General features: G+C 55.8%; 16 protein-coding genes and 1 pseudogene. 11 read left to right on the plus strand and 6 right to left on the minus strand.

What is annotated here, in order from left to right; all coding sequences use genetic code 11:
* Positions 1-29: 29 nt before the first annotated feature.
* From KI613_RS09780 to KI613_RS09790, 3 genes are all read left to right on the plus strand, one after another.
* Positions 30-1,199 (plus strand): glycosyltransferase family 4 protein, encoded by a 1,170-nt coding sequence (locus KI613_RS09780; RefSeq protein WP_226405338.1) that lies wholly within the window; start codon positions 30-32, stop codon positions 1,197-1,199.
* A gap of 208 nt (positions 1,200-1,407) precedes the next feature.
* Positions 1,408-2,370 (plus strand): PEP-CTERM sorting domain-containing protein, encoded by a 963-nt coding sequence (locus tag KI613_RS09785; RefSeq protein ID WP_226405339.1) that lies wholly within the window; start codon positions 1,408-1,410, stop codon positions 2,368-2,370.
* Between the two features lie 209 nt (positions 2,371-2,579).
* Positions 2,580-3,434 carry a DMT family transporter gene (locus KI613_RS09790; protein ID WP_226405340.1) on the plus strand — a complete coding sequence of 285 codons (855 nt, stop codon included), beginning with the start codon at positions 2,580-2,582 and terminating at the stop codon, positions 3,432-3,434.
* Between the two features lie 29 nt (positions 3,435-3,463).
* On the opposite strand, the gene KI613_RS09795 is transcribed toward KI613_RS09790, so the two are convergent.
* On the minus strand, positions 3,464-4,810 hold the full coding sequence (locus KI613_RS09795) for an OprO/OprP family phosphate-selective porin (RefSeq protein WP_226405342.1): 1,347 nt from the start codon (positions 4,808-4,810) through the stop codon (positions 3,464-3,466).
* A gap of 28 nt (positions 4,811-4,838) precedes the next feature.
* A complete protein-coding gene (locus KI613_RS09800; RefSeq protein WP_226405343.1) occupies positions 4,839-5,588 on the minus strand; it encodes an ABC transporter ATP-binding protein in 750 nt (249 codons plus the stop codon).
* Between the two features lie 54 nt (positions 5,589-5,642).
* On the opposite strand from KI613_RS09800, the gene KI613_RS09805 reads away from it, so the two are divergent.
* Positions 5,643-6,437, plus strand: coding sequence for an outer membrane lipoprotein-sorting protein (locus KI613_RS09805; protein WP_226405345.1), 795 nt, complete (start codon positions 5,643-5,645; stop codon positions 6,435-6,437).
* Between the two features lie 53 nt (positions 6,438-6,490).
* Here KI613_RS09805 and KI613_RS09810 read toward each other — a convergent pair whose 3' ends face one another.
* A complete protein-coding gene (locus KI613_RS09810; protein WP_226405347.1) occupies positions 6,491-6,862 on the minus strand; it encodes an Mth938-like domain-containing protein in 372 nt (123 codons plus the stop codon).
* Positions 6,863-6,970: 108 nt separating this feature from the next.
* On the opposite strand from KI613_RS09810, the gene KI613_RS09815 reads away from it, so the two are divergent.
* A complete protein-coding gene (locus KI613_RS09815; RefSeq protein ID WP_226405348.1) occupies positions 6,971-8,209 on the plus strand; it encodes a pyridoxal phosphate-dependent aminotransferase in 1,239 nt (412 codons plus the stop codon).
* 9 nt (positions 8,210-8,218) lie between these two features.
* Positions 8,219-9,530, plus strand: a pseudogene (locus KI613_RS09820) (homoserine dehydrogenase).
* A 51-nt stretch (positions 9,531-9,581) separates the two neighbouring features.
* On the opposite strand, the gene KI613_RS09825 reads toward KI613_RS09820, so the two are convergent.
* Positions 9,582-10,841, minus strand: coding sequence for a TIGR03790 family protein (locus tag KI613_RS09825; protein WP_226405349.1), 1,260 nt, complete (start codon positions 10,839-10,841; stop codon positions 9,582-9,584).
* Positions 10,842-10,966: 125 nt separating this feature from the next.
* Here KI613_RS09825 and KI613_RS09830 point away from each other — a divergent pair, with 125 nt between their 5' ends.
* The 4 genes from KI613_RS09830 (at position 10,967) to thrC (ending at position 14,960) form a co-directional block, all read left to right on the plus strand.
* On the plus strand, positions 10,967-11,980 hold the full coding sequence (locus tag KI613_RS09830; protein ID WP_226405350.1) for a rhomboid family intramembrane serine protease: 1,014 nt from the start codon (positions 10,967-10,969) through the stop codon (positions 11,978-11,980).
* A gap of 119 nt (positions 11,981-12,099) precedes the next feature.
* Complete coding sequence (locus KI613_RS09835) at positions 12,100-12,375, plus strand: DUF2249 domain-containing protein (protein WP_226405351.1); 276 nt, start codon at positions 12,100-12,102, stop codon at positions 12,373-12,375.
* Complete coding sequence (locus KI613_RS09840; protein WP_226405352.1) at positions 12,376-13,500, plus strand: hypothetical protein; 1,125 nt, start codon at positions 12,376-12,378, stop codon at positions 13,498-13,500.
* 32 nt (positions 13,501-13,532) lie between these two features.
* Entirely contained in the window at positions 13,533-14,960 is a 1,428-nt protein-coding gene (gene thrC / locus KI613_RS09845) for a threonine synthase (protein ID WP_226405353.1), read from the plus strand.
* Positions 14,961-15,010: 50 nt separating this feature from the next.
* Here thrC and KI613_RS09850 read toward each other — a convergent pair whose 3' ends face one another.
* Complete coding sequence (locus KI613_RS09850) at positions 15,011-15,949, minus strand: GAF domain-containing protein (protein ID WP_226405354.1); 939 nt, start codon at positions 15,947-15,949, stop codon at positions 15,011-15,013.
* Positions 15,950-16,116: 167 nt separating this feature from the next.
* Here KI613_RS09850 and KI613_RS09855 point away from each other — a divergent pair, with 167 nt between their 5' ends.
* Positions 16,117-16,743 (plus strand): class I SAM-dependent methyltransferase, encoded by a 627-nt coding sequence (locus KI613_RS09855; protein WP_226405355.1) that lies wholly within the window; start codon positions 16,117-16,119, stop codon positions 16,741-16,743.
* On the opposite strand, the gene KI613_RS09860 is transcribed toward KI613_RS09855, so the two are convergent.
* Positions 16,738-16,875 carry a hypothetical protein gene (locus KI613_RS09860; protein ID WP_226405356.1) on the minus strand — a complete coding sequence of 46 codons (138 nt, stop codon included), beginning with the start codon at positions 16,873-16,875 and terminating at the stop codon, positions 16,738-16,740. The genes KI613_RS09855 and KI613_RS09860 overlap by 6 nt on opposite strands.
* Positions 16,876-16,940: the final 65 nt, after the last annotated feature.

The following is a 16,940-nucleotide window of genomic DNA, read 5'->3' on the forward strand; positions in this document are numbered from 1 at the left end:
ATATTTAATTTTGAACGGAGCAGAGCAACATGTGCCTCGAAAATAGCTTGTCTATCTGCATGTTATCCGACGATTTCCTGCCTGCAGCCACCGGGGTCGGCACTCATCTGCAGGAAATAAGCAAACTGCTCACGAGCTCAGGGTGCCGGGTCACCATCATAACTACCCGGCGTCCAGGCGAACCTGAAACGGAAACCTGGGAGGGCGCTCGCGTTTTTCGGACCAATACTGTGAAAGTCTTTGGTTTCTATCAGGCGATTCCCTCATGCGCTACGTTGAGACGGATTCTGGAGGATGCCAAGCCGGATATTGTGCACTATCATTATCTTGGGTTGATGTTGTTAAGAGCTATGAAAGAGGTCAAGGGGCTTGGGATTCCACAAGTGTACACCTACCATATGACCGAAGATCACCTTACTCAACCGTTGCCCATGCGCCCTTTGCGCAAGTTGATCGCTGAACAGATAGTTAGTATCTGCAACCGTGTCGACTTGATAATCTCCGTATCTCAGGGCGTTGCGGCGCAATTGCCTAGCAAAGGTATCTGCACCCCCGTCCGCTACATCAGCAACCCCGTTGGTTTTCCTGAAAATGCCGAGGTGGAACCTATGCCGCGCGATAGCCAGTTTGTTGTCCTATTTGCAGGCCGGCTAAATCCGGAAAAGAACATTCCTTATCTGTTGCGGGCGTTCAGCGGTGTAGTCGCTAAAATTCCCGATGCCGTATTGTGGATAGCCGGTCACGGCTCACAGAAAGAGCAACTGCAAAGCCTAGCAGGGGAACTGGAGATTGAGAAACAGGTGCATTTTCTCGGTTTCCTCGACCACGATACGCTGTCACGCCACTACGCCAGTTGCGACGTTTTCGTCCTCCCTTCTCTCGTCGAAACTCAGGGCTTGGTTGCGATGGAGGCGATGTGGTTTGGCAAACCAGTAATTGTTGCGAACAGTGTTGTCTCAGCACTAGAACTTGTTGATGAAGGTTGCAACGGTTTTATCGTAGATCACGAATCGGACGCATCTCTGACGCAACGGCTGCTCGAACTCGCCTCGGCGCCGAGCCTGAGAGTAAAGATGGGCTTGGCTGGTAGAGAAAAGGCTCAGTCTTATCGCCCGCCGGTGATTCTTGCCGCTTTGCTGGCTGCCTACTCTGATACTTTGAGTCGGTTTCAATTCAGTGTATCCCGTTATGGCTGTTAAGGCATGACTTTTGCGTAGCCAATTCGGGTTTTTTGGTGCGTGTCGAAAAACTTTACAGACCCCCTTTGGTGGCTAATTGACAAAAGGGCTGATGGAAAATAAAAGCGATTAAAATCAATGCGTAATGTAATTAAATTTGTATTTGGCACGACTCGTGCTTTTAGTGGTGCGTGGCGATTGACAGGTCGTCTTAACTAGGAGATTAATTATGAACAAACTTCAAACGAGTCTGACGGCCGTTGCATTGGCGCTATCGGTCGTTGGGACGGCGCAAGCTGCCCCTGCTATTGCTGCAGGCGATAGCACCATTTTCTTCAACAATTTTGAGAATCTCTATCGTTCAACCGCCGCATGTGCAGCTGGTGGTTGCTTGGCAGCCGATGCTGGAGATCCGACTGGGTACCAACGAATTGATCCCACCATTGCGAACAACGTGGCGGTTGGTGATATTTTTGCAGGTGTCTTGAATATTCAAAATATTACCTCTGTAGTTTCCGGTAGCGATACGTACAACAGCGTGCCCGGTGATCGTTTTACGGGTTATTTTGCGCAACAGATTATGGCGATCGATTTGCCTAGTTTGGGACATGCCACTGCACACCTAACGCTTGGAACAGTGGCGGCAGACCCGTTTGGCATTCTGGGTGCCGGCGAAATGTTCCGCCTCTATTCAAATATGGCAGGTTTTAGCTCTGGTGGCACGCTTGCAAGTAGCATCGCTTCAGCAACGACTGGTGGTACTTTCTGGGGCAGCTTGGGCTTGGGAACAGAGGGCTACGCCTATACGCATACCGATCTGACGCAGACCGTTGGGTCCTCGAATACTGAGGCGTTTTTTGCACTGGACCTAATCCTTGCCGGAGCAGGGTACACGGGGGGGGCATTGAACAAGCTCAACGACTTTAATGAGGACGAAGTCGGCGGGTTGAAGAGTTCGCCACTAAACCAAGTCTGTAGCGCAGCCGATTTGGTGAACCCGGCTCTTTCTTGTACCGACTTTGTCGGAACAAGCGAGATTGAAGGTAACAGTGCATTTGGCGCTAATTCACCGTGGATGTTTGCCAGTAATGACCCACTTGATCTGAACAGAATTCCGGAACCTGGTACGCTGGCTCTTGTTGGTCTTTCCTTGGCTGGTCTTGGTGCTCTGCGCCGTCGCCGGGTTTACTAATACGCTCTGTTGTTCAAAAAAAGCCCGGCGCAATCCGCCGGGCTTTTTTTGCTTGTAATATCTAACTTTTCTCGATCTGCAAACTTCATCTCAGAAACTCACAACTCTCTCTTTCGTTGTGTTCTCCTCTAGAGCGAACCGATCGATCTTGGCGAGCATCGATCATTGCTTCCCCGTTTTTCAGTTCTATTTTTTGAACGAGGTTCATCATGAAGGTGGTTTTGATTACCTTAACTGCCACCTTCGCCATTCAGTTGGGGTATTTTCTGTGGAAAATTGCGGCCGATTCGTTGCCTCGAATTGGTGAAGCCGGAATCGGAAAGATTATTCGGGGATTTCTCTTTAGTTGGCAGTGGATGCTCGGCTTGGTAGCCACCATCGTCGGATGGCTTTTTTTTATCAAGGCAACCGATCTTGGCGACGTCAGTCTTGTCCAGCCGCTCATGTCGATCGGAGACCTGTTTTTGGTTCTCCTAGTTGTCGTTTTCCTCCATGAACGCCTGACGAAGGTTGAGTGGATTGGCCTTGCTCTCACAGTTGTAGGCGCTATGTGTATTGCATCTGAGGCTGAACTGATTGAGCCGGTGAGCATCGACTGGTTTCGGCTTGCTTTATTCCTTGTGCTAATCACAGTCTGCTTGTTTGGCCTTCTGCTTCGAACAAAACATGCTCGTCGCCCGGAAATTCTGTTAGCAATCTCCGTTGGAATTGGCTTCGGTGCTGGCGCAGTCCTAACAAAACTGATGACTGCTTACATTGCGTTGAATGGACAAGAACTGGAGTCAATGGCGCTTCTATTTAATCCAATACTTCCATTCATGGTCGCAGCCAATGTTGCCGGCCTTGCACTGCTTCAGGTTGCATTCCAACGTGGCCGGGCTGCTGTGATCATTCCTGTGCAATTATCAGTGGTCAACGCTCTGGCAGTCGTCGCTGGGGCACTTGTTTTTCTTGAGACTATATCGGCATTACGGTTGAGCGGGATTGGGTTCATCGTGGTTGGCACATTTTTTTTACACCGAACGGGGGAAGCGAACCCGGTCCACAAAAAGAGCCTCCCGTAATTACCATCTTCATTCTGAATGGCTTTTTCTCAGAAACTGTAGCGTAGTTCTGAATAAGCCCGATCTTTGTTGTTGTATTGACCGAACAAACCTGTTGGCGGCCCTTTGAATACATCGGCTCCCACTATCAGGCGCCAGTTGCGTTCGAAGTTCCAGGATAGTTTGGGACGGAACAGCCAGTCGGTGCGGTTCAGGCTGGAAATGAAGATCGCTTGGGCTTCCCAGTTATTGAAGAGCTTGGTGTTGAGTAGAAGGCTGTAGCCGTTCTCGCTTTTGTCGAAGTTAATCTCTGGTTGGTAGTTGAAGTATTGCCGCTGAAAATACTGGACGTTAAATCGAGTTTCAGCTGGAAGTGTAAAGTCGAGACCGACCGCCCAATCCAGTGTATTTTGGCGAACAACACCATTGGCATCTGAAAAGTTATAACTGGTGAAGCTGCGACCTTGCGTATAGACCCCCTCTGCTTTGAGAACGACTTCGCCTAAATCCTTGGAAACGGTGCTGCCATACTGATGGATTCGGTCGTGACGTGCTTGATATACGACTGTTGGGCCATCAAATTGACGGTAGAAAGTTGGGTTGATATCAGTGCTACGGTAATAGAAACCCGAAATATCCCAACCGTTTTTCAGAGTCGAAAGGCGTAGGCCATAATTCATGTTGTCGGCATCTCGTTCAGGCCTTTTCTCAGGCAGATAGTGAACGTTGTAGCCGCTTGGTACAGGTTGGTAGGGATAGAATTCGGCGCCCGGTTTTCCGATATTGTCGTAGCTGGCTATCGGAACCCACAACAATTCAGCATGGAAGTCATTGGCAAAGTATTCTGCACGTGCCGCCCATTGTGGAATTCGCATCTGGTCGAATTCCGGGAGGATGAACTCCCGGAGGTCGCGGGCAGAAACTACGTCGGCAAAGAAGAGACCGATCATTTCCCCCCAGACTACGTGTTGCTTGCCAAAGCGGAAGTCCCAGTTGCCGTTGCTGTAGTCGAGATAGTTCTCACGCAGTTCGAGGTTGTACCGCTGATTCTTCTCGACATCGCTGGGATAGAAATCGTTAATGCTGTAGGCAAAGTCGTAGTCGACGCGGGCGCCCAGTTTCCATTTCAGTCCATCGCCTAATTTGCCGGCGCTACCTAGTTCAGCGCGGGTGCGAAGTTTAGACCAGTGATCCGGATTTCCGGTCGTGCGCGCAGCTTCAAACTGGAGAAAACCTTTGATACTTGGCGTTGTGTCGCGTGGTGGAGCGGATGCCATGGGCAAGTCGTCACCAAATAGCGCATCGCGGCTTAACATGTCGTCGGAGGCGTTCGCGCCTATTGCCAGACAGCTGGCGGCAACGATGGTCAGGCGGTGGGCAGTTTTCAGGATGATCACGGGTAGTTCCTGTTTTTCGGAGGGCTATTTATTCATCTTCGGATTCGGGAAGTGCACGCACGCGGGCCAAGCTCCAAGTCTTGTCGCTTTCATTGCGCACACCAAAAGCGGTGATGCAGCCATCTTCCATCTGGACCAGTCGGTCGGCGCGATCAATGACCTTCTGGTCGTGCGTGGAGAATATGAAGGTGGTTTTCAGGTGGCGGTTGATCTTCTTCATCAGGCTGAGGATTTCACGGCCGGTTGCCTTGTCGAGGTTGGCGGTTGGCTCATCGGCCAAGACAATGCTGGGCTTTATGGCTAAGGCGCGGGCAATGGCGACACGTTGGCGTTGGCCGCCGCTCAACTGGTTGGGGCGGTGTTTGGCGAATTGGCTGAGTCCGACAATGTCCAGAAAGTAGTCGACCCGCATCTTGCGTTCTTCTGCAGAAACATCGGTGCGGCGCAGCAAGGGGTATTCCACGTTTTCAGCGGCCGAAAGTACCGGGAGCAGATTGAAAGTCTGGAAGATGAAGCCGATCGACCGTGAGCGGAGGTCAGCCAGTTCGTTCGCAGACTTTTCCGAGACGTCTTCTTCGTTGATGAATATCTTGCCGCGAGTTGGTTGGTCGATGCAGCCAATCAGGTTGAGCAGGGTAGTCTTGCCGCTGCCGGATGGGCCGGAGATGGCGAGAAAGACGCCTGCATCAATGGACCATGTAATATCATTCAAGGCGTGGACGGTCTGTTCACCGAGCTGGTAGTCCTTGAAAACATGTTCGATTCGGACAACGCTCATGGTAGGTTGCTACCGTCAGTATTTAGATCATCAGGGTCGTGCGGGAGAGTATTCATGATAGGTAATGACTGCATTCGGAATGGCAGATTGTGCATTGCTCTGACGTCCTGCATTTTTCTCTTGTTCCAGTCGCTGACTGTTGCAGCGCAAGGATCAACTGATGCGCCGACCGATGATGCTATTGCCCGCAGTATAGTTGAAAAGGCGGACAGGGTTCGCTTTCCGAGCGATGGCTTTCAAGTTGACATTGTAATAAATTCCGTTCGGCCGGATAAAGAGGCTGACACTCGAACATATCGTGTTCTTTCAAAGGGAAATGAAAACACCGTTGTCATGGTAACTGAGCCGGCTTCTGAGCGTGGTCAGATTATTCTGATGAAGGGGCGTGATTTGTGGGTTTTCATGCCGGAGGTGTCGCAACCTGTGCGGATATCACTGGCACAGCGCCTAACTGGACAGGTCGCAAATGGTGACTTGGCGCGAGCCAACTTTTCTGGCGACTACAATCCGAAAGTTATCGGAAATGAGAGGGTCGGGAAAGACGCATATCACATTCTCGAGTTGACGGCAGTTGATCGTAGCGTGACCTATCAACGCGTTGTTTATTGGGTCAACGAGAAATCGGGTTGGCCCCTGAAGGCCGAGTTCTATTCTCTGTCCAATCGCCTGATGAAGAAATGCAGCTACGAGAATTTCCAGACATTGGCCGGGCGGATTCGCCCAACCAGGCTGGTAATGGAGGACGCATTGCGCGATGGCGAGAAATCCGTTCTGGACTATTCGAACATGAAGCTGCGGGATTTGCCGGACAAGATATTTACCAAGGAATACCTGAAGAAGCTGGATTAATTTATGGATTTTCCAGCAGGCTGATCGTCTGTTTCGAAGACCCCTGCGGCTGCTTAGTCGAAAAGCAATGCGGCTGCGACCTTGCGACCTTCGGCAGCAAGTATATTATAGGTGCGGCAGGCAGCTTTCAGGTCCATGATTTCCAAGCCAATTCCGGCCGGGGCAAAGGGGCGGAGCAGGGCACCGGGTGGGAAGCGCAGGCTTCTGCCGGTGCCGAGCAGGATGATTTCGGTACCTAAACCAAGCAGAATTTGCATGTCCGCTTCACTCAAAGAGTTGACGGTCGCGGTGGTCCAGGCGGGAATGACCGACTCGGGTAGCAGAATCAGGTTTTTCTCGTGTTTTTCGTGGTTGACCGCAGCATAGTCGTCGCCATAGGCGGTGAATAAATTAAGTCCTGCGGTATTCGAGATGTGTAGTTTCACTGCGCGATCATTCCGAAAAGCCCGCCAAAATTGCGGTGCACCATACGATAAAGTAGGATTATACCTTTGGCCCTCGCGGGCCATACGCCGCCAAGCCGGAAGATTCCAATGAAACACGTCAAGAAGTCCGCCAAACTCGCCAACGTCTGCTATGACATCCGCGGCCCCGTGCTGCAAAAAGCCAAGCAGATGGAGGAGGAAGGCCACAAGATCATCAAGCTGAACATCGGCAACCTGGCCGCGTTCGGTTTTGATTCGCCAGAAGAAATTCAGCAGGACATGATCCGCAATCTGCCCAATGCGGCGGGCTATACGGATTCGAAGGGCATCTTCGCGGCACGTAAGGCGATCATGCACTACACCCAGCAGAAGGGCATCAAGGGCGTGACGCTAGACGATATCTACGTCGGCAATGGCGTGTCCGAACTGATCGTGATGGCGATGAATGCCTTGCTCGATGCGGGTGATGAGGTGCTGGTGCCAGCTCCGGACTATCCGTTGTGGACGGCGGCGATCAGCCTTTCAGGCGGTACGCCGAAGCACTACCTGTGCGACGAGAGCAAGGGCTGGTTGCCGGACCTTGATGACATTCGCAGCAAGATCAACGCCCATACCAAGGCGATTGTCATCATCAACCCGAATAACCCGACCGGCGCGCTTTATCCGGACGATCTGCTGCACGAAATCATCGATATTGCCCGCCAGCATCACCTGACGATCTATGCTGATGAGGTCTATGACAAGGTGCTGTACGACGCTGAAAAGCACACCTCGATCGCTTCGCTGGCTGAAGATGTCCTGATGATCACGTTCAATGGCTTGTCGAAAAACTATCGTTCATGCGGATACCGTGCCGGCTGGATGGTGGTTTCAGGCGACAAGCGCCACGCCAAGGATTACATCGAAGGGCTCGACATGTTGGCCTCGATGCGCTTGTGCGCCAACGCGCCGGGCCAACATGGCATCCAGACGGCGCTGGGTGGCTATCAGAGCATTGACGACCTGGTCAGGGATGGCGGTCGCCTGCGTCGCCAGCGCGACATTGCACATGAACTGATAACAGCAATTCCCGGCGTTAGCTGCGTCAAGCCAAAGGCAGCGCTGTACATGTTCCCGAAGCTTGATCCTGCGGTTTATCCGATCAAGAACGACCAGCAATTCATCTCTGAACTGCTCCAGGAAGAAAAAGTGCTGCTCGTCCAGGGTACGGGCTTCAACTGGCCTCATCCGGATCACTTCCGCCTTGTGTTTCTGCCACATGAAGATGATTTGCGGGAGGCCATCGCTCGTATTGCTCGCTTCCTGGAAAACTATCGCAAGCGTCACAACACCAACCAAACCAAGTAAAGACTGAAAATGAAACCAATCAATGTTGGCCTTATCGGCATCGGCACCGTCGGCGGTGGTACCTGGACCGTTCTGAAGCGCAACGCGGACGAAATTGCTCGTCGCGCCGGCCGGCCGATTCGCATTACTGCCGTGGCCGACAAGAATGTTGAACTGGCCAAGCAAGTTACCGGTGGCGAAGCGCGCGTGACTGACGATGCATTTTCGCTAGTCAATGATCCGGAAATCGACATCATTGTCGAACTGATTGGCGGCTATGGCGTGGCCAAGGAGGTGGTCATGCAGGCCATCGCCAATGGCAAGCATGTCGTTACCGCCAACAAGGCGCTGCTAGCTGTGCACGGCACTGAAATTTTCAGCGCAGCTCAGGACAAAGGCGTCATGGTTGCTTTCGAAGCAGCAGTTGCCGGCGGTATCCCAGTCATCAAGGCGCTGCGCGAAGGCCTCAGTGCCAACCGCATCGAATGGGCGGCCGGCATCATCAACGGCACGACCAACTTCATCCTCTCCGAAATGCGCGACAAGGGCCTGTCCTTTGACGACGTGCTCAAGGAAGCCCAGCGTCTTGGTTATGCCGAAGCCGACCCGACGTTCGATATCGAAGGTGTCGATGCCGCTCACAAGGCCACGCTGATTGCCTCAATCGCTTTCGGCATCCCGGTGCAGTTCGACAAGGCCTATGTTGAAGGTATAACCAAGCTCGAAGCCTCAGACATCAAATACGCCGAGCAACTCGGCTACCGCATCAAATTGCTCGGCATTGCCAAGCGTCGCGAAAATGGTATCGAGCTGCGCGTCCATCCGACCTTGATTCCGGCCAAGCGTCTGATTGCCAATGTCGAAGGTGCCATGAATGCCGTGCTCGTCAAGGGCGATGCCGTGGGTGCGACGATGTACTACGGTAAGGGTGCTGGCGCCGAGCCAACCGCTTCGGCAGTCATCGCTGATTTGGTCGATGTTACACGCCTGGCGACTGCCGATGCCGCCCATCGCGTGCCGCACCTGGCCTTCACAGCCGGATGCCATGTCCAACCTGCCGATTCTGCCGATGAGCGAGATCGAAACCGGTTATTACCTGCGTCTGCGTGTCGAAGACAAGCCGGGCGTGCTGGCTGACGTCACACGCATCCTGGCTGATCAGGGCATCTCCATCGATGCCATGCTGCAGCGCGAACCGGAAGAGGGTGAAGGCGAGACCGACATCATCATCCTGACCCACGTTTGCAAGGAAAGTGCTGCCGATGCGGCAATTGCCAAGATCGAAGCGCTGTCCGCCCAGAAGGGCAAGGTCAAGCGTATTCGTCTCGAAGAATTGCAGTAAGCGCTACTCCACAACTGAATTTGAACGGGAGCTTCGAGCTCCCGTTTTTTGTTAACGAATGAAGCGTAGATATGCCTTGGTGGTTGACGGGACTGCTATGCGCACTGAGTTTCTCCCGGCCACGACAGGCAGGCCCCGGGAAATGGGCTGAAACGGACCCATGATCGAATCGGCTTGTTCGACCCGCCAGACGGCTTTTTTGGGCGAGATCAGCTGCAATTGATAGATATCTTCGCCGGTCCTGGTCAAGGTCGGTGCAAATGGGCGGGCCAGCGGCTCGCCGATGAAAAGACCTTCACCCGGCCAGGCCACGCTTTTCCAGTAGGCTTCGATGGCAGTTGCGCCTGACAGATAGTGAAACATGGCAACGGCAGGCATTGGAAATTTCTGCAGGTGATTGCATGGTTCGGTGACAGTGCCGTAGCTCGCAGTGGCACCGGCCTCCAGCCAGCGCAGGCTGCTCATTTGCTTGGAGTCGGTCAACTGGCCGCCAAATGAAGTCAGATGGTCGGCCAACGCACCCGGCATGAATTTGAGTGTACCTAGGTTCGGCACCTGAGCCAGACCGGTGAAATAGAACAACACATCCTGGCGGCCCATGATCGAGTCCGCTTCTATTTCTTCGATGGGAACCATTACGCCGATTACAGTTTTGGTGATACCGAATAGCTTGGTTCTAACACTGCGCGCCTTGTCGGACGTACTCAGCAGATAAGCAGTGCCGTCAGGGAAGCTCTGATCCGCCTCGACGCCGCGATCGATCAGTGCCTTGACGTCAGCGAAATTTTGTCCGGCCAGCATCATGGCCGGGCGTATCTGGAAATCGTCGAAGGGGTAGGTGCTGGCTGTGTCGAAATATCGGCTGGCGCTACTTGGGCCGCATTTTGTCGAGCAGTATTTTTCGTCATATCCGAAGGCCAGGGCCGAGGTCATCGACATGCAGCCGACCTGATAGGGCTGAGTCCAGGCTGCCGCATAGGCTTGAACGTGCTTCGGGGCAAGGCGGTCGATTTCGGCCTTGAGTGGCTCGAATTCCTGTGGGCTGAGCGTTGTTTTTCCAGCGGGAAAGCGTAGATGAATAACGTTTTGTTCGGGGAGCTGGCGCATCCGCTGGTAATAGGCACCGGTCTCACGGGAGAGAGGGTCATCGTCATTGACCAGCAGCGCCAGTTCATTGGCAGAAATACCGGTTCTCGGCAACAGTATGTTGGGGCCCGCGACGGCATTCGTAGCCCCGAGCAGGATGCTCAAGGTCAGTGCGCGCAGGAAAACGGGTAGATGCTTGGCGGGCATGGCGATTCGCTTGTTCAACAGTGACCTGATTGTCGCGCATAATCACGGTCTTGAAATCCATTGATCATCATTCTTCCCGGACTATGTCGTCTCTCAACGATCAGCTTTGCCTGCGCATGCCTCAATTGCGGATAACTCCGCTGTTGCTGGCTGCCAACGTGCTGGTTTTCGGCGCGATGCTGCTCAGCGGGGCTGGCTTGTGGCATTCGCAGAACGGAGTCCAGTTGGCGTGGGGCGCCAATTTCGGTCCAGCGACCCAGGATGGTCAGTGGTGGCGCCTGGGCAGCGCGATGTTCCTGCATTTTGGCCTGCTTCATCTCGCCTTGAACATGTGGGCCTTGTGGGACGGCGGCCAATGGGTCGAGCGCATGTACGGGCATTTCCGGTTTGCGGTGATCTATTTTGTTGCAGGTCTGGCTGGCAACCTGCTGTCGCTGGTGATTCATCAGGGGCATGCCGTGTCAGGCGGGGCATCAGGGGCTATCTTCGGACTCTATGGGGCCTTGCTGAGCTATCTCTGGCTGGAGCGTTCGCGAATCCAGCGCGGCGAATTTCGCTGGCTGTTCTGGGCCGCCATTGGTTTCTCGGTGGCCAGCATTGTTTTTGGACTGATGGTTCCGGGGATCGACAACGCCGCGCATATCGGAGGCTTGACTGGCGGCCTGCTGATGGGGGTTTTGATCAAGCCAGACGCCGGGGCCGTGGTCATGCCGCAGTGGACGAAAATCACGGCGGGCCTCGTGTTCATCGCATTCGTTGGTGTCATGGTCGCCAACATTCCGCAGCAAGCCTACCGCTGGAGCGATGAAAAACAGGTCCAGCGGGAGATCGGTGAGTTTTTGCAGGAGGATGCGGCGATTTCCCGAGCCTGGGAGAGCATCATGCGGCAGGGGCAGAGAAAAGGTGCTTCTTTTGAAGAACTGGCTGATGTGATCGAGTCGGTGGTGGTTGATCGCTACGAGCATAGTTTTGAAGAGCTTTCTGCCTTGCCGCGAGATGCCAACTTGCCATCGGCCTTGGCTGCCGAGCGTGTGACGCGTTATGCCGAACAGCGGCGCGATGCTTCACGCGCCATGGTTGAGGGCTTGCGGGCCAAGGATCGGGTGCAGATACAGAAAGCGCTGGAGCAGGCCCGTCAATCAAGGATGGACAAATGATGCGGGGAGGAGGGCCTGGTCTGGAAAGGGTTATTCCGATCAGGATCAAGGAAATGGTGGAGGCCGACGAGCACAATCGCAGCCTGATGCCATCCCGGCATGCCTTTCCTGGAGCTCACATGCAAACCATTCAACCCGTCCATTCCTGCGACCGTCCTACCTCTGAAGCCCTGTACCCGTTCGATGCCCGCGGTATCGCCAAGCGTTTCCGTCATGCCGCCATTTTCGGTGCGCTCGATGCTCTCCAAGCCGGCGAAACGATGCGCTTTTGCAACGACCACGACCCCTTGCCTTTGCTGGCCCAATTGCAGGCTCGCTACGGCGCTCATCTCAATATCGAATACAAGCAGCGCGAACCGGGCGCCATCGTCATCGATTTTTCCGTTGTCGGCTGAGTGATTTACACCGCGAGCCTGTCCCTGCTTTCACTGGTGTGCAGCGCCATTCTGGCGCTGAGCGGGGCGGGTTCGCCGTTGGCGGTGGCGCATCTGGCGTTTGCCGTCGGCATCGTGCCCTTGATCTTTGCGGCGATGATGCATTTTGTGCCGGTGCTGACCCGCACCGGCGAGCCGGATCGGCGTCTGGCAACGCTGCCATCGGCCGCCCAGGCGACCGGCCTGGTGGCCGTTGCGGCGATGCAGGGGGGGTTGCCTTACAGCGTGGTTTACCTGGCTGCTGCGGTCGACCTTGTTTTTGCCGCCATTTTGCTCAACTGGATTGCCCTGCGTGCCCGGGCCGCGCTCGGAACGCCGCACCCCGGCTGGCGCTGGTATGCGACGGCACTTGGCTGTCTGATGCTGGCGCTCTCGGCCATTGTGCTGATTCCGGTCTGGCCGTCCTATGGGCGGGCGCTGCGGGTATTTCATTTACATCTCAATACGCTTGGTTTGGTTGGCCTGGCGGCGCTGGGTACCTTGCCGGTTCTGCTGCCGACGGCCTTGGGACTGGCAGATCCCGAGGCGGGTGGTTGGCTGCGTCGGCGTTTGTGGCTGGTGGCTTCTGGCGCCCTGATGGTGGCGACCGGTGCCGCCATCTCCTGGCCGTTCGCCGCCCCCGGTACGGCGCTCATGCTGGTCGCGGCTCTTGGCCTGGTCGGGCAATGGGTGCGACGTTTTGGCACCTGGCCGCTGATTCGCGATGGCGTCAGCGCTTCGCTGCTGGCGGCGGTCATCGGTTTGCTACTGACGCTGGCGGCGGGATTGCTGCACGGTGCCGGGATTCTTTCGACCCGACCGTCCTTGCTGGCCTGGGCGAGCGGTTTCCTGCTGCCTTTGGTGAGCGGCGCGCTGAGCCAGTTGCTGCCAGTCTGGCGCTGGCCCGGCCCGCAGACGCCAGAGCGCCTGCTCATGCGGCGGAAACTGGCGGCCTCCGGCTCGGTGCGGGCTGCGCTGTTTACCTCATCGGCGCTGGCCTTGCTGGCGGGACTCGATGTGCTGGGCGCCGCCTTGGCTGCCTGCGCTCTGGCCCTCTTCGTCATCGCCGTGCTGCAAGCCGTGCGCGTCACCCGGTCGACGCGGTAAAATCACGGCTTTTCGCCTTTCGGGTTTTCGCCATGCGCTACATTTCGACCCGCGGCCACGCCGCGCCCCAGTCCTTTTGCGACATTCTGCTCGGTGGCCTGGCGCCCGATGGCGGCCTTTATCTGCCGGAAAGCTATCCGCAGATCGGTCGTCAAGAACTTGATGCCTGGCGCAAACTCTCATACGCCGATCTGGCCTACGAAATCCTCGCCAAATTCATCACCGATATCCCGGCGGCCGACCTCAAGGTACTGGTCGCCAGGACCTACACTGCTCAGGTTTATTGCCACACGCGCAACGGCGGCAATGCGGCGCAGATCACACCGCTGACCAAGCTCGAAGACGGCCTCTACACGCAGGAACTATCGAACGGCCCGACGCTGGCCTTCAAGGACATGGCCATGCAGTTGCTTGGCAACCTGTTCGAGTACGTGCTCGACAAACGCAACGAGTCGATTAACATCCTCGGCGCCACCTCCGGCGACACCGGTTCGGCGGCCGAATACGCCATGCGCGGCAAGCACAACGTCAAGGTCTTCATGCTTTCGCCGGATGGCAAGATGAGCGCCTTCCAGCGCGCCCAGATGTATTCGCTGCAGGATGCCAACATTTTCAACATCGCCGTCACCGGACTGTTCGACGACGCGCAGGATATCGTCAAGGCAGTTTCCAACGACGCGGAATTCAAGGCCAAGTACAAGATCGGCGCCGTCAATTCGATCAACTGGGCCCGCGTTGCGGCGCAGATCGTCTATTACTTCCAGGGCTATTTCCTGGCGACCAAGAGTAACGACGAGCAGGTCGCCTTCGCCGTGCCGTCGGGCAACTTCGGCAACATCTGCGCCGGCCACATCGCCCACCAGATGGGCTTGCCGATTGCCCGCCTGGTGCTGGCGACCAACGAAAACGATGTGCTCGACGAGTTCTTCCGCACCGGCGTCTATCGTCCGCGCACCGCCGCCCAGACCAGCATCACCTCCAGCCCGTCGATGGATATTTCCAAGGCTTCCAACTTCGAACGCTTTGTTTTCGATCTCGTTGGCCGCGACCCGGCTGTCGTCAAGGAATTGTGGGCAAAAGTCGATAAGGGTGAAGCCTTCGACCTGTCTTCCACGGTCTACTGGAAAAATCTGCCAAATTTCAAATTCGTTTCCGGCAAGAGCTCACACATCGACCGCATCAACACCATCCGTTTCGCGCAAGGCCGCTACAACGTCATGCTCGATACGCACACCGCCGACGGCCTCAAGGTGGCGCTCGAACATCGTTTGCCCAACATCCCGATGATCGTCCTCGAAACGGCGCAACCAGCCAAGTTCGAGGAAACAATCCGCGAAGCGCTGGGCACCGAGCCGGTCCGCCCGGCCGATCTGGCTGGCATCGAAAACCTGCCGCAGCGCGTCGTGGTCATGGCGCCGGATGTCGAGGCGGTCAAACGCTATCTCGTCGAACGCGTCTGATCGCGCTGCATTGACCTGACGAGGGCAGCCGAGGCTGCCCTTTTTCTTGCTCAGAAATACCAGGTAACGGCTGCCTTGAAACGGCCATCCTGAATCACCGGTATGACCACCATCGAGGTCAGTCCGGCTGCGGTGGCGGCACGCGCTGCCGGGCCGGGTTCGAATACCAGGTTGTCGCGCACTGTCGGGATGCCTTTCATCCACGATTCGCCAATTGCGCCCTCCCATGGGGCAATGGTCGCATCGCCATGACACTCGGAAAGATGCGGCATCTGGTCGCAATCGCCGGCCCCGAAACGTAGGCCACTGCCGTCCTCGTTGGGCACCCAGATTTCAAAGCGCCGGGCGATGGGCGTCCCCAGCGCCGAGAGAAAGGTCATGACCAGCGCCTGCTTGTTGTCGAAGGAGCAGGGAATGCCAACGCCCTTGCTGATGCCGATCCGGACGTTGCTGTCGTGACGCAAGGTCCGTTTCGAACTGAGCAGATCCTGCATGATGCACGGCATGCCGCTTTGCCAGACGGTGCCGGGCAGGCCGAAGCCGGGCCGGAACTTGGTGTGGCGGGCGGTCCATTCGAAGGTCTCGGCCGTGCCGTAATAGCCGTCGTCCATGCCCATGTCGAAGGATTCGGCCGGCGTGTTGCTCCAGATTTCGATACCACCGACGTTGTCGAGGTCGTCGCCGATGAAGAAGACGATGACCGCCTGCAGATAGTCGCCAGCGAAGATGGGCAGGGCGATTCCCGCCGTCAGGCCGGCTTTGCTGGCGGCTTCGGTGCGCAGAAAGTAGGAGTTTTCGAAACTGTGCAGAATGACCGGTCGCCTGGTCGCCCAAGCCTTGCCGGGCATTCCCTCGCCATAGGCGAAGGCCATCGTTTGGCTGGCTCCCTTGAACTCGCCCAGTTCGCCATAGAGACCATCAAAAAATTCAAGGTGAGTGCGTTGTTTGTTGGGCACCCAGATTTCGGTAACCCGGATCAGTGTTTTCATGTTGTCGCGGTCCTGACAATGTTGGTATGCAGACGTTTTGTCCGGTGTCGCCGTTGACCCCTGGAAGGAAGGCTGTTGCACAATGTCGAGCTATTGGCTGTGGCCTCGGGCAGCGTTGCCCGACGTATTCCAAGCAATTTCCAAACCGGAGTCAAGGATGAAGCGCAATGACGACTTTTGATCACGAAGCCTTCTGGTCGGCCCGCTATCGCGATGCGGGCGAGGAGTATCTATTCGGCACAGCGCCCAACAAATTTCTCGCGTCGCAGGCGGGCAGTTTTGGCGACGGCATGCGCGTTCTTTCCGTCGCTGATGGCGAGGGCCGCAACGCCGTCTGGCTGGCCGAGCAGGGCTGTCAGGTAACGGCGACCGAGATTTCGCCGGTTGCTCTGGAGAAGGCGGCCAAGCTGGCCCGTGGCCGGAGTGTCACGGTCGACTTCATCGAAGCTGATATTTTGAACTGGGACTGGCCGCAGGAAGATTTCGACGCTGTGGTCGGCATTTTCATCCAGTTTGCCACGCCGGCCGAGCGGCCAAGGCAGTTGGTGGGCATGAAGCAGGCGGTCAAATCGGGAGGCTTGCTGTTTTTACAGGGCTATACCCCGAAACAGCTCGAATACAAGACGGGCGGGCCGTCAGCGGTGGAAAATCTCTACACCGCGGAGATGTTGCGTGAGATTTTCGCCGACTGGGAAATCGTGTTGCTCCATGAACATGAGGACACGATTGAAGAAGGTTCGGCCCACATCGGCCGCTCGGCGCTGATCGACCTTGTTGCGCGCAAACCGCTATAGGTAGATGACGGCCGGAAAGACGGCTACGGCCAGAAGCAGCACCAGCCACTCGAGGTTGCGCCGGGCCAGGAAGCCCGTGAAGTGCAGTACCAGGATCAAAATGGCGACGACGTAGAACAGCGCAAACAGCATCTGAATTTCCCCTGATTATTTTTTGGATCGTCGGACGTCTGATTATGACGACAATCTGTCCGGAA

Origin of the sequence: Ferribacterium limneticum (assembly GCF_020510585.1) — a bacterium.
Classification (GTDB): domain Bacteria; phylum Pseudomonadota; class Gammaproteobacteria; order Burkholderiales; family Rhodocyclaceae; genus Azonexus.

Excerpts from the sequence above, each read along its gene's own strand:
- KI613_RS09780 (WP_226405338.1), top strand. The coding sequence starts at position 30 with ATGTGCCTCGAAAATAGCTTGTCTATCTGCATGTTATCCGACGATTTC.
- KI613_RS09785 (WP_226405339.1), top strand. The coding sequence starts at position 1,408 with ATGAACAAACTTCAAACGAGTCTGACGGCCGTTGCATTGGCGCTATCG.
- KI613_RS09790 (WP_226405340.1), top strand. The coding sequence starts at position 2,580 with ATGAAGGTGGTTTTGATTACCTTAACTGCCACCTTCGCCATTCAGTTG.
- KI613_RS09800 (WP_226405343.1), bottom strand. The coding sequence starts at position 5,588 with ATGAGCGTTGTCCGAATCGAACATGTTTTCAAGGACTACCAGCTCGGT.
- KI613_RS09805 (WP_226405345.1), top strand. The coding sequence starts at position 5,643 with ATGATAGGTAATGACTGCATTCGGAATGGCAGATTGTGCATTGCTCTG.
- KI613_RS09815 (WP_226405348.1), top strand. The coding sequence starts at position 6,971 with ATGAAACACGTCAAGAAGTCCGCCAAACTCGCCAACGTCTGCTATGAC.
- KI613_RS09835 (WP_226405351.1), top strand. The coding sequence starts at position 12,100 with ATGCAAACCATTCAACCCGTCCATTCCTGCGACCGTCCTACCTCTGAA.
- thrC (WP_226405353.1), top strand. The coding sequence starts at position 13,533 with ATGCGCTACATTTCGACCCGCGGCCACGCCGCGCCCCAGTCCTTTTGC.
- KI613_RS09850 (WP_226405354.1), bottom strand. The coding sequence starts at position 15,949 with ATGAAAACACTGATCCGGGTTACCGAAATCTGGGTGCCCAACAAACAA.
- KI613_RS09855 (WP_226405355.1), top strand. The coding sequence starts at position 16,117 with ATGACGACTTTTGATCACGAAGCCTTCTGGTCGGCCCGCTATCGCGAT.
- KI613_RS09860 (WP_226405356.1), bottom strand. The coding sequence starts at position 16,875 with ATGCTGTTTGCGCTGTTCTACGTCGTCGCCATTTTGATCCTGGTACTG.